At 66.7% G+C, this 11,927-nt stretch carries 9 protein-coding genes; 7 read left to right on the top strand and 2 right to left on the bottom strand.

Annotated features, from left to right (window positions below):
- Window positions 1-21: 21 nt before the first annotated feature.
- On the top strand, window positions 22-993 hold the full coding sequence (locus ARTH_RS11970) for a methylenetetrahydrofolate reductase (protein ID WP_011692210.1): 972 nt from the start codon (window positions 22-24) through the stop codon (window positions 991-993).
- 164 nt (window positions 994-1,157) lie between these two features.
- Window positions 1,158-3,518: a 5-methyltetrahydropteroyltriglutamate--homocysteine S-methyltransferase gene (gene metE / locus ARTH_RS11965; RefSeq protein ID WP_011692209.1), complete on the top strand. Its 2,361-nt coding sequence runs from the start codon at window positions 1,158-1,160 to the stop codon at window positions 3,516-3,518.
- Window positions 3,519-3,642: 124 nt separating this feature from the next.
- On the opposite strand, the gene ARTH_RS11960 is transcribed toward metE, so the two are convergent.
- Window positions 3,643-4,149 (bottom strand): DUF2004 domain-containing protein, encoded by a 507-nt coding sequence (locus ARTH_RS11960; RefSeq protein ID WP_043429821.1) that lies wholly within the window; start codon window positions 4,147-4,149, stop codon window positions 3,643-3,645.
- A gap of 111 nt (window positions 4,150-4,260) precedes the next feature.
- Here ARTH_RS11960 and ARTH_RS11955 point away from each other — a divergent pair, with 111 nt between their 5' ends.
- Complete coding sequence (locus ARTH_RS11955; RefSeq protein WP_011692207.1) at window positions 4,261-5,688, top strand: aldehyde dehydrogenase family protein; 1,428 nt, start codon at window positions 4,261-4,263, stop codon at window positions 5,686-5,688.
- Here the strand turns inward: ARTH_RS11955 and ARTH_RS11950 are convergent.
- Window positions 5,685-6,599, bottom strand: coding sequence for a LysR family transcriptional regulator (locus ARTH_RS11950; protein WP_011692206.1), 915 nt, complete (start codon window positions 6,597-6,599; stop codon window positions 5,685-5,687). The two genes, ARTH_RS11955 and ARTH_RS11950, sit on opposite strands and share 4 nt — an antisense overlap.
- 210 nt (window positions 6,600-6,809) lie before the next feature.
- Here ARTH_RS11950 and ARTH_RS11945 point away from each other — a divergent pair, with 210 nt between their 5' ends.
- Genes ARTH_RS11945 through ARTH_RS11930 form a run of 4 tightly spaced genes read left to right on the top strand, consistent with a single transcriptional unit; the run spans window position 6,810 to window position 11,525 of the window.
- Window positions 6,810-8,174, top strand: coding sequence for an NAD(P)/FAD-dependent oxidoreductase (locus ARTH_RS11945; protein ID WP_011692205.1), 1,365 nt, complete (start codon window positions 6,810-6,812; stop codon window positions 8,172-8,174).
- Window positions 8,174-8,902 carry a DUF1365 domain-containing protein gene (locus tag ARTH_RS11940; protein ID WP_011692204.1) on the top strand — a complete coding sequence of 243 codons (729 nt, stop codon included), beginning with the start codon at window positions 8,174-8,176 and terminating at the stop codon, window positions 8,900-8,902. The genes ARTH_RS11945 and ARTH_RS11940 overlap by 1 nt, the downstream gene beginning before the upstream one ends.
- Entirely contained in the window at window positions 8,899-10,290 is a 1,392-nt protein-coding gene (locus ARTH_RS11935) for a class I SAM-dependent methyltransferase (RefSeq protein ID WP_011692203.1), read from the top strand. The genes ARTH_RS11940 and ARTH_RS11935 overlap by 4 nt, the downstream gene beginning before the upstream one ends.
- Window positions 10,287-11,525 (top strand): SAM-dependent methyltransferase, encoded by a 1,239-nt coding sequence (locus ARTH_RS11930; protein ID WP_011692202.1) that lies wholly within the window; start codon window positions 10,287-10,289, stop codon window positions 11,523-11,525. The genes ARTH_RS11935 and ARTH_RS11930 overlap by 4 nt, the downstream gene beginning before the upstream one ends.
- The last annotated feature ends 402 nt before the right edge of the window (window positions 11,526-11,927 follow it).

The raw sequence follows: 11,927 nt of genomic DNA, 5'->3' as shown, positions 1-11,927 counted from the left end.
GGCCCAAAGCCAAGGACGCAAATGTCTCCACCTAGCCTTATTGACACACATCCGAATCTCTCCGACGCCGCCCCGGTGGCGCTTTCGTACGAGCTGTTCCCGCCACGTTCGCCGGCGGCCGCCGAATCGCTCTGGACCACCATTGGCGAGCTGGAAGCCACGGACCCGGACTACGTTTCCGTGACATACGGCGCCAGCGGATCAAACCGGGACACCGCCGTCGAACTCATCAACCGGCTCCTGCTGGAGACGACGCTGCGCCCGCTGGCCCACCTGACCTGTGTGGGCAACACGCCGGAGGAACTCTCCGAAATCATCGGCGAGCTCCTTGACGTGGGTGTCCGGGGAATCCTGGCCCTCCGCGGTGACAGGCCTAAGGACGGCGCAGCACCGGTTAGCGGTTCCCTGCGGTACGCCCAGGACCTGATCGAGCTGATCCGCCGCGTGGAGCAGCGACGTTCGGCACTGCTGTGTGCCGGCAAGGTGGCGGTCGGCGTGGCCGCGTACCCGACGCGTCACCCGGAATCACCCACTGAAGCCCACGACGTCGAGGTGCTGCTGGCCAAGCAGCGCTCCGGCGCGGACTTCGCCATCACGCAGGTGTTCTTCCACACCGAGCAGTATGCCGACCTCATCACGAGGGCACGCCGGGCCGGGGTCACCATCCCCATCATCCCGGGCGTCATGCCCCTGACCAGCGTGCGGCGGCTCAACCGACTGGCTGAGCTGACCGGCGTCGAACCCGCACCGGAACTCATGGCACGCCTGGCAGCTGCGGACACCGACGCCGAACGCCGGCTGATCGGCGTCCGGGCAACGGTGGACCTGGCCAACGCAGCCCTGGACGCCGGAGCACCGGGCATCCACCTGTACACCTTCAACGAACACGCGTGTGCTCTGGAGGTCCTGGACAAGCTGGCCCTGCCACGCCCCGCCCGTCCGGCGAGCAGGCTGAATGCCATTGCCCGCCGCCACCAGGAAATGGCCAGCTGAGCCGGCTTCGCCCGCCCGCCAGAACCACGCGCCCGACCCGGCACCCGGCACCGCCCGCCGGGAGCACTGCTTGTCGGCACTGCCTGTCGGTACCCCCGCCCGTCAGCACTGGCGCTTTCAGCATCCAACACCACTGATTTTCACCAACACCCAAGGAATTCCACATGACTGAGCAGAACACCCCGGCCGTGACCACTCCCTTCCCGTCCGCTTCGATCCTGGGCTACCCGCGCATCGGCCGCCGCCGCGAACTGAAGAAGGCCGTCGAAGCCTACTGGGCCGGCAAGATCGACGCCGCCGCCCTCGATGCCGCCGCGAAGGAAATCCAGCTGGGCACCGCCACGCGCCTGCAGGGACTCGGCCTGACCGAAGCCGCCGCTGTTCCGGGCACCTTCTCCTTCTACGACCAGGTGCTCGACGCCGCCGCCCACCTCGGCGCCGTACCGGCCCGTTTCGGAAACCTCCTCAACGCCGAGGGACAGCTGGACATCGATGGGTACTTCACCCTGGCCCGCGGCAACAAGGAAGAGCAGCCGCTTGAAATGACCAAGTGGTTCGACACCAACTACCACTACCTGGTGCCGGAAATCGGTCCGGAGACCAACTTCGCGCTGACCTCCAACCGCATCGTCGAGGAATTCGAGTACGCCCTTGCCAACGGGGTGGAGACCCGCCCGTACATCGTTGGTCCGGTCACCTTCCTGCTGCTGAGCAAGGCTTCCGACGACGCCCCGGCCGGATTCAGCCCGCTGTCCCGCCTTGAGGACATCCTGCCGGTTTACACCGCGCTGCTGGAGAAGCTCGCCGCTGCCGGCGCCAGCTGGGTCCAGCTGGACGAGCCCGCACTGGTGGTTGACCAGGACACGTCCGCCGAGGAGATCCAGGCCGCGGTTGCCCGCTCCTACGAGGTCCTGTCCGCTGCAGGCCGCCGCCCGCAGCTGTTCGTTTCCACCCCGTACGGCGCACTGAACGGCCAGCTCGGCACCCTCGCCGCCACCAACATCGACGCGCTGCACGTCGACGTCTTCAAGGGCGCTGTTCCGTCCGCTGCGGCACTCGCTGCACTGGGCAACAAAACCCTGGTTGCCGGCGTCGTGGACGGCCACAACATCTGGCGCAACGACCTGGCCGCCTCTGCCGAGAAGATCGCCGAACTGAAGAAGTCCGTGACCAAGCTGGCCATCAGCACCTCCACCTCCACCCAGCACGTCCCGCACGACGTCGAGGAAGAGACCCAGCTGTCCGAGCAGCTCCGCAGCTGGCTGGCGTTCGCGGACCAGAAGGCCGTTGAAGTAGCAACCCTCGCCGGCCTGCTGACCGACGCTGCCGGCAGTGAGACAGGCTCAGTGCAGTCGGCCATCGACGAAGCCACGCGCATCATCGCCTCCCGTGCCGCCGCCGAAGGTGTGCAGCGCGCCGACGTCCGGGCCCGCACCGCGGCCCTGACCGCGGCCGACTTCAACCGCTCCGAGTACCCGGTCCGCGAAGCCGCCCAGGAAGAGGCCCTTCACCTGCCGCCACTGCCCACCACCACCATCGGCTCCTTCCCGCAGACCTCCGAAATCCGTTCGGCCCGTGCGCGCAACAACAAGGGCGACCTCACCAACGAGCAGTACGAGCAACTCATGAAGGACGAGATCAAGCGCGTCGTGGAGCTGCAGGAAGAGCTCGGCTACGACGTCCTGGTGCACGGCGAGCCCGAGCGCAACGACATGGTCCAGTACTTCGCCGAGAACCTGGAAGGCTTCGACGTCACGGTCCACGGCTGGGTGCAGTCCTATGGCTCACGTTGCACCCGTCCGTCCATCCTGTGGGGCGACGTCACCCGCAGCGCCCCCATCACTGTGAAGTGGGCCGAGTATGCCCAGTCGCTGACCAGCAAGCCGATGAAGGGCATGCTCACCGGTCCGGTCACCATCCTGGCCTGGTCCTTCGTCCGTGACGACCAGCCGCTGGGGGAGACCGCCAACCAAGTGGGCCTGGCGCTCCGCGACGAAATCGCCGACCTCGAAGCAGCCGGCATCAAGGTCATCCAGGTGGACGAGCCCGCCCTGCGGGAACTCCTTCCGCTGCGCAAGGCAGACCAGGCCGCATACCTGGACTGGTCCGTGAACTCGTTCCGACTTGCCACTGCCGGTGCTGCCGATTCCACGCAGATCCACACCCACCTGTGCTACTCCGAGTTCGGCGCCATCATCGACGCCATCGACGGACTGGACGCTGACGTCACCTCGATCGAGGCCGCACGTTCACGCATGGAGGTTGTCCACGACCTCGAGTCCCACGGTTTCGGCCGCGGCGTCGGCCCGGGCGTCTACGACATCCACTCGCCGCGCGTCCCGGGTGAGCAGGAAGTCACCGAGCTGCTCAGCACCGCCGTGAAGCACGTCCCGTCCCGCCAGCTCTGGGTCAACCCGGACTGCGGCCTGAAGACCCGCGGCTACGCAGAGACCGAAGAGTCCCTGCGCAACCTTGTTGCGGCCACCAAGACGGTCCGCGCCAGCCTCCTGGCGACGGCCAAGTAGGCAAAAGCAACCACGCACGACGGCGGCCGGTCACCTGAGGTGACCGGCCGCCGTCGTAATGTCCTGCTATCCGATGGTTGAGTCCGTCGAAACCTGGATCCCGACGGGCCGGATCACCGGCCCCTCACGACTCCCAGAGGATTTCGTCGTCCACGACGCCGTCTTCGTCGGCGGACGCTACCAGGACTTCGTCGGTGAAGTGCTCGCCCAGGGTGAAATCCAGGACGAAGTAGCGTTCGGGCTGGCCGGGGTAGATGCCCACGTGGCCAAGTTTCAGTGCCTTCAGGAACACGGCATTGGTCAGCTGGCTCTTGTCCTCCACGCCGAACACCTTCTTGAGGTGCTCGTCCTTGATGGCGTTGCAGTGGAAGTGCCGGTACTCCTGGGGGCTGGTGCCCTCCTGCTCCAGTTCATCGGCGATCATGTCCCGGACCTGGTCCACGAGCTCGGGCAGGTACCGCAGCCGGTAGTCAACCTTGTGCATGGCCGCCTCGTCGAAGTGGTCGTGGGCATTGATGTTCAGGTCCAGCTCTACCGGCTGGCCGCCCAGTTCATGCTTCGCTGCGATGTTGTGGTCCCGGCCGTGGTTGAGCTCGATTTCACCAAAGTGCCGGCTCGCTACCTTGTTCATATCTTCAACATAGCCCTCTCGGGCAGTCCATTCCAGCATCGGTGATTTTTATCTGGCGCTTTATCCCCGGCTGCAGCCCGTCCCGCGTCCCGCCACGGGTACATTGATCGGATGCACACTCCCGCCGCCGCCGTCGCCCGATCCCGCGAGCTTTTCGACAGCGGGGTGAGCCGCCCCCTGGACTGGCGGCTGGAGCAACTGGGCAATCTGCGCAGGATGCTGACGGAACGCCGTGAGGATTTTGCCGGCGCACTGCTCAGCGACCTGGGCAAGCACCGGAGTGAATCACAGATGACCGAAATCGGTTTTGTGGCCGCGGAAACGGCCCATCTGGAACGGCATCTCGCGGGCTGGCTTCGGCGCCGCCGGGTGGACGTTCCGCTTGCCATGCAGCCGGCCCGGGCCTGGACCGAGCTGACTCCGCTCGGTGTGGTGCTGGTGATCGGCACCTGGAACTACCCGGTCCAGCTGACGCTGGCGCCGATGGCCGGCGCCCTGGCGGCCGGCAACACCGTGGTCGTCAAGCCGAGCGAGCACGCCCCCGCCACCTCAGCCGCCCTGGTCCGCTGGTTGCCTGAGTACCTGGGCGGTGCCGCCGAGGTGGTGCCCGGAGGCATCCCGGCAACCAAGGCACTCCTGGCTGAGCGCTTCGACCACATCTTCTTCACCGGCGGCCAGGACGCGGCCCGGGTGGTCATGCGGGCGGCAGCCGAACACCTGACGCCGGTGACCCTGGAACTGGGTGGAAGGTGCCCGGCCTTCGTGGACGGGACCGCCGACCTCGAGACCACCGCCGGACGCCTTGCCTGGGGCCGGTTCATGAACGCGGGGCAAACGTGCGTTGCACCTGACTATGTGCTGGCCGCCCCCGAGGTTCTGGACGCGCTGGAACCGCTGCTTGTGGACGCCATCACCGCCATGTTCGGAAAGGACCCGGCGTCCAGCGCTTCCTATGGCCGGATCGTGGATGACCGGCACTTTGAAAGGATCGCCGAACTGGCGGACGGCAGCACCGTGGTGCACGGAGGGCAGCGGGACCCCGGCAGCAGGTATTTTGCACCGACGCTGTTGCGCCCCGCCCCCGGCGATGCAGTCCTGGGCGAGGAAATCTTCGGTCCGCTGCTGCCGCTGGTGCCGGTATCCGGGCGGGACGAAGCCATCCGCATGATCAATTCCGGCTCCAAGCCGCTGGCCGTGTATGTCTTCAGCGAAGAGGACGCCGTGCGCAGCGCCTTCGCGGCGGAAACGTCGTCAGGCGCGCTGGCCTACGGAGCACCGGCGGCACACCTCACGGTTCCGGGCCTCCCGTTCGGCGGGGTGGGCGGCAGCGGCATGGGGGCATACCACGGTGAACATTCCGTGCGGACGTTCTCGCACGAACGGGCAGGCATGGACAAGCCGCTGTGGCCGGACACCCTCGGGCTGGCCTATCCGCCTTACGGGACGGCGAAAGACAGGGTGGTCACCGCCCTGCTGTCATTGGCCGGGCGGGTGCCGGGCCGCCCGAAAGCCGGCCGTCCCGGGGACCGCAAGGCCTAGCGGGCTGTTCCCATGCCGTGCAGGGTGTCGGCCAGGAGTTCGACGAAGAGCTGCACCCGCGCCGTCCGCTTGTCGTTGATCAGCAGGGCGAAGACATTCCGGGCCAGCCGGATCTCCGGAACGTCCAGGACCACCACACCGGCAGGCCGGTGCCGCAGGGCAAGCTCAGGGACCAGCGCGGCTCCCAGTCCAGCGGCGGCCATTTCGAGGCTGGCATGGAAGTCGTCGCTATAGGCCACCACGCGGGGGTGCAGGTTGCAGCTGGCGAACAGCCGTTCAATGACCGTCGCGTCGCTGGTGCCCGGGTGATGGACGATCCACGGCATGTCGGACAGATGGTCCGCCGCCACCTTGGCTTCGGCGCGGAAACCCCAGGCTGCCGGCAGTACCACACGGAATTCGTCGTCGCCGATCCATTGCCGGTTCACGGTGTGGGGCCACGCGAGGCCGGACTGGCCCACCTGGTAGACCAGGGCCACATCGAGTTCGCCGCCAGTGCGCAGCCCCTGTATGGTCTGGGACGGCTCAGCCACGGACACCCTGAGGTCGATGCCCAGGTCCTTCCACTTCGGGTTCTGCAGGATCCGCGGCAGGACGTATGTTGCCAGGCTGGGAAAAATTCCCAGCCTGAGCTCCTGATGGGTGGCGTCGTGCGTCCGGGAGGCGGCCGCCATGAGGGCCTCAATGTCGGTCAGGACCTTAGCGGCGTGCCGGGTCATCACCAGGGCGGCTTCGGTGGGCTGGATGCTCCTGGCCGAACGCTGGAAGAGATCCACGCCGGTGTCCCGTTCCAGGGCAGACATCTGCTGGGAAACAGCGGAAGCGGTGTAGCCCAGCCGGTTGGCGGCTGCCGCGAATGAGCCAAGGCGGGTGACCTCGACGAGGGTCCGCAGATGAACGGGGTTGATCAATGGGTTGCCCTTCGCCTCGGAAATCCCGCTTCATTGTGGCACATCGCCCCGCAGCCCCGGAATGTCGCGTCAGGCTGGCCGGGTCCATGGGGCAGAATCGCGTCAAGGTGCCCGGCGGGAATTCGTAGTCATCCGGGAGCCCATCGGTGACGAATTGTCCATAAGACGATTCATCACAACGATTCAGGCGAAGCCAACAGGAGCAGATCAGTGTCGCAAGCAGCAAGCATTCCGGACGGCCGGCGGGTGGCCGTCATTGGCAGCGGCGTGGCAGGACTGACCGCGGCCTATGTCCTGAACCAGCGGGACAACGTGACGCTATTCGAGGCGGACTCCCGGCTGGGCGGGCATGCCCACACCCACGACGTGGGGCAGGAGGGCGGCCCGGACCTCGGCGTGGACACGGGTTTCATCGTCCACAACGAACGTACCTACCCCACACTCCTGCGGCTCTTCGCGGAACTCGGCGTGGAGACCCAGGACTCCGAAATGAGCATGTCGGTACGCTGCGACGGCTGCGGCCTCGAATATGCCGGCGCCCGCGCCAAGGGGCGCGGCATCATTCCCCGGCCGTCCACCCTGCTGCGCGGCCGGTACCTGCTGATGCTGCTGGAGGTGACGCGCTTCCACCGCCGTGCCCGTGCCTTGCTTGCCGGGGCGTCCCGCGGTGCGTCCGGCACCGGGGAGCCGGAACTGACGCTGGGGGATTTCCTAGCCCGGGAGAAGTTCAGCAGCTATTTCATCTCGCACTTTATGACCCCCGTGGTGAGTGCCGTCTGGTCCTGCGACCCCGCCACGGCGCTGGCGTACCCGGCCCGCTACCTGTTCACTTTCCTCGCCCACCACGGGTTGCTCGGAGTGTCAGGCTCACCCCAGTGGCGGACGGTCAAGGGAGGTTCCCGCACCTACGTGGACAAGCTGGCCGCGGCGCTGACGGACATCCGGCTGTCCAGCCCGGTCGCCTCGGTGCGGCGCCACGGCGACGGCGTCGAGCTGACTACCGCGCAGGGCACGGAAAACTTCGACGCCGTCGTGATTGCCACCCACCCGGCCCAGGCGCTGGGCATGCTCGCCGATGCCTCATCAGCCGAGCGCGAGGCACTCGCCGGCATGCCCTACTCGGTGAACCAGACACTGTTCCACCGCGACGAAGCCGTCCTGCCGCGCATCGCAAACGCACAGGCGTCCTGGAACTACCGGCTGCCGTCCTGCGACGCACGTCCTGACAAAGTGCTGGTCAGCTACGACATGACGCGCCTGCAGCGACTCGAACCTGCCGACGGCGGACGCTACATCGTGAGCCTCGGTGAGTCCGAACTCATCGCCGACGGGACGGTGCTGGACCGGATGGTCTACGAGCACCCGCAGTACACGCCCGATTCGCTCCGGGCACAGCAACAGATCCTGACCCTGGGGGACGAACGCCTGGCCTTCGCCGGCGCCTACCACGGCTGGGGCTTCCACGAGGACGGGGCCCTCTCCGGCGTCAAAGCGGCTGCCCGGCTTGGCCGGAACTGGGAGGAGCAGCCGGTGTCCGATCCCGGCCTGGAGAGCGTCGCCGCGGAGGTCGCCTGATGCAACGGGCAGCCATCTACCGTACGTCCATAGCCCATGTGCGGCGAACACCCCTGCACAATGCGTTTACCTACCGCAGCTACAGCTGGTATGTCGACGTCGACAGGCTTCCGTCTCTTCCGTGGCCGCTCCGGCCGCTGGCCGGCTTCCGCGTTGCGGATCATCTTGGCGACCCGGCCGGGTCGCTCCGGGGCAATGTCGAACGGTTCCTGCGGACCCGGGGAATCGAACTCGACGGCGGCCGGATCACCATGCTGGCCAGCGCCCGTGTGTTCGGCCACGTGTTCAACCCGCTCAGCCTCTTCTGGTGCCACGACGCCTCCGGCGGCCTGCGTTGCGTGGTTGCGGAGGTCCACAACACCTATGGTGAACGGCACTGCTACCTGCTTGAAACGGACCATTCCGGCAGGGCCAGCGTTCCCAAAGCGTTCTACGTTTCCCCGTTCAACGACGTCGAAGGCCAGTACCGGATGAAACTTCCGGAACCGGGGGAGCGGCTCGCAGTATCCATCGTGCTGGAGCGCGAAGGCCAGAAGCCCTTCGTGGCAACAGTTGACGGCGAACGCCGCGAGGCATCGGTGCCGAACATCCTCTCCGCCGCGCTCGCGGTTCCGCTGGCGCCGCTCCGGGTGTCCGCGCAGATCCGCTGGCAGGGCATCAAACTTTGGGCACGTCGGCTGCCCATCATCAAACGACCACAACACCCTTCACAGGAGGCAGTACAGTGACCATCACCGAAGCTACCGGATCCGCAGCGGGGCGCGGACAGGGCGAAGGCCACGCAGGCCGGGTTCCCTACTCGGTTCCACAGCCGCCCGTCACTATCGACGCCGCCATCTGGCCCAGCATCGCCACCACGCCGGACAGCCTCAAGGCACGGGTGGCCGGCCGGATTGCGGACGGCATCTTCAGAGCCGCCGTCCGAACGCTTCCGCTGGAAGTCCGGTACCCGGACGGCACCGTCCTCGGTAAAGCGGCATACGATCCGGCACCCGGCAATCCGTACCCGGTCATGACCCTGAACCGGCCGGATGCCTTCGCCGCCCGGCTGGGCGACGGCGGGCTGATCGGACTCGGGGAGTCCTACATGGCCGGCGACTGGGACGCCGACGATCTCACCGCTGTCATGGAAGTCTTCGCAGCCCGCGTCGGAACCCTCGTGCCCGAGCCCTTGCAGAAACTGCGCGCTCTCTACCTGCCGCGCCAGCCGCGCAGGGAACGAAACACCGAACAGAACACCCGCTCCAACATCTCCCGGCACTATGACCTCTCCAACGAACTGTTTTCCTCGTTCCTGGACAGCACCATGACCTACTCCAGTGCACTGTTCCCGGAGCGGGGCGATGCCCTGCGGACGGTCGCCTGGGACGGTTTCGCCGCCGCGCAGCAGGCGAAGATCGACCGGCTGCTGGATAAGGCCGGCGTCGGCGAGGGAACGCGCGTACTGGAAATCGGCACGGGCTGGGGCGAACTCGCGCTGCGTGCAGCTGCCCGCGGCGCCACGGTGTATTCGGTCACGCTCTCCAGCGAACAGCAGGAACTCGCCCGCCAGCGCGTGGCCGAGGCCGGCTACGCCGACGCCGTCACGATTGAGCTCAAGGACTACCGGGCGGTGGAAGGCGAGTACGACGCCGTCGTCTCGGTGGAAATGATCGAGGCCGTCGGCTACGAATACTGGGCCACCTACTTCCAGACGATCGAGCGCGTCCTCGCCCCCGGCGGGAAGGTGGCCATCCAGGCCATCACCATCGCGCACGACCGGCTGATCGCCACCCGGACGAGCTACACCTGGGTGCACAAGTACATCTTCCCCGGCGGCGTCATTCCCTCCGTCCGGGCCATCGAGGAAATCACCGAGAAGCAAACCGGGCTCCGGGTCCGCGAACGCCTCGCCATGGGCGAGCACTACGCGCAGACGCTGCGCCTCTGGGAGGAACGTTTCATGTCCCGCGCCGACGAGGTAGCGGCCATGGGGTTCGACGCGATCTTCCAGCGGATGTGGCTGTTCTACCTCTGCTATTCCAGGGCAGGCTTTGAGACCGGATACCTGGACGTCCAGCAGATTGTCCTGGACCACGCAGCATCCAAGCGTGCGGCCGGCGGAGCCGCAATATGACGGCGCCGCTCGCGGACACCATCGCCGAGGTCCTGCGCCCGGTGGTCGGCGGTGAACTGCCCGTCCGGCTCAAGGTGTGGGACGGCAGCGAAGCAGGCCCGGCCGACGCTCCGGTGGTGCGGCTGAAGGCGCCCGGTGCCATCCGCCGGCTGCTGTGGGCGCCGGGGGAGCTCGGGGCCGCCCAGGCGTACGTCACCGGTGAACTGGACGTCGACGGCGACCTGAACTTGGCCCTGGAGCACCTGTGGAAGGTAGTCCGGGAACGCGGACTCTCCGGGATCCGGCCCACACCGGCCGTCCTCGCAGGCGTGGGCAGGATCGCACGGGCGGCAGGCGCCGTCGGGACTCCGCCGCAACCGCCGGCCAGCCAGGCCCGGGTGAAGGGAAGGCTCCACAGCATCCTCCGTGACCGGGCGGCCATCAGTCACCACTACGACCTCAGCAACGAGTTCTACGGCCTCATCCTGGATCCCCAGATGGCCTACTCCAGCGCGTACTGGACAGACTCCTCCGAGAACTACGGGCTGGAGGACGCCCAGCGGGACAAGCTGGACCTCGTCTGCCGGAAGATCGGGCTCAAGGCCGGCATGCGCCTGCTCGACGTCGGCTGCGGCTGGGGGTCGCTGAGCCTGCACGCAGCACAGCACTACGGTGCCCACGTCGTGGGTGTCACCCTGTCCACCGAACAGAAGGCCTTCATCGACGCTCGGATCCGCGAACGCGGCCTGGAAGACCGAGTGGACATCCGGGTCCAGGACTACCGCGAGATCCCGGACGGGCCGTTCGACGCCGTCGCCTCCTTGGAGATGGGCGAACACGTGGGGCAGCGCAACTACCCGGTGTATGCGGCGGCACTGTTCAATAACGTCGTTCCCGGCGGGAGGGTGCTGATCCAGCAGATGTCCCGGCGGGGAAAGCACCCCGGGGGAGGGCCGTTCATCGAATCCTTCATCGCACCGGACATGCATATGCGCCCGGTCGGCGAGACCCTGGGCTTCCTGGAGGACGCCGGCCTTGAGGTCCAGGCCGTGGAGGCGATGCGTACGGACTACGTGCGCACCCTTGAGGCCTGGTACGCCAATTTCGAGGCGAACCAGGAGGCTGCCGTCGACATGATGGGGGAGGAGATAGTGCGCGTCTGGCGGCTCTATCTCGTCGGTGCCCTGCGCAGCTTCGCTGAAGGCAGGATGGGCGTGGAACAGATTCTCTGCAGCCGGCCGGCTCCGCACGGCTGAGCCCGCCACCGTCTGGCAAGTCGGCTCTCGCCGCTACGCCGTTCCGTTCGTCACATCGGGGGTCCTGAAAATGTTTCAGGACCCCCTTTGTGTGCCCTCCGACACGCCTTCGGCACAGTGGCGACACGCCGTCTACCACGCGACACGCGGGGGGATTAGTTGTGGCTAACTCCTCCACAGGGTGTGGATTTCGTCCGTGAAAACAGCTGAAACACGGACATTTTTCAACCCCTGCCCTGTGGATTAACGGTGCATTAAATGACATACTTGTAATACATCATCTTGGGGTCCATATCGGGGCCGTGCACTACATGTAGTATCGACATACAGATTGAGCGGGACGCAGGACCGGCATCGAGCAGGGGTTTCAGATCCGGGCAGTGTCTACCGCAGCGATGATCC

This window comes from Arthrobacter sp. FB24 (assembly GCF_000196235.1).
Classification (GTDB): domain Bacteria; phylum Actinomycetota; class Actinomycetes; order Actinomycetales; family Micrococcaceae; genus Arthrobacter.
The sequence above is the reverse complement of the archived record's forward strand: the minus strand, read 5'-3'. Positions and strand labels throughout refer to the sequence as shown.

What these genes read in the sequence shown, in the direction of transcription:
- ARTH_RS11970 (WP_011692210.1), top strand. Translation starts at nt 22, where the DNA reads ATGTCTCCACCTAGCCTTATTGACACACATCCGAATCTCTCCGACGCC.
- metE (WP_011692209.1), top strand. Translation starts at nt 1,158, where the DNA reads ATGACTGAGCAGAACACCCCGGCCGTGACCACTCCCTTCCCGTCCGCT.
- ARTH_RS11960 (WP_043429821.1), bottom strand. Translation starts at nt 4,149, where the DNA reads ATGAACAAGGTAGCGAGCCGGCACTTTGGTGAAATCGAGCTCAACCAC.
- ARTH_RS11955 (WP_011692207.1), top strand. Translation starts at nt 4,261, where the DNA reads ATGCACACTCCCGCCGCCGCCGTCGCCCGATCCCGCGAGCTTTTCGAC.
- ARTH_RS11940 (WP_011692204.1), top strand. Translation starts at nt 8,174, where the DNA reads ATGCAACGGGCAGCCATCTACCGTACGTCCATAGCCCATGTGCGGCGA.
- ARTH_RS11930 (WP_011692202.1), top strand. Translation starts at nt 10,287, where the DNA reads ATGACGGCGCCGCTCGCGGACACCATCGCCGAGGTCCTGCGCCCGGTG.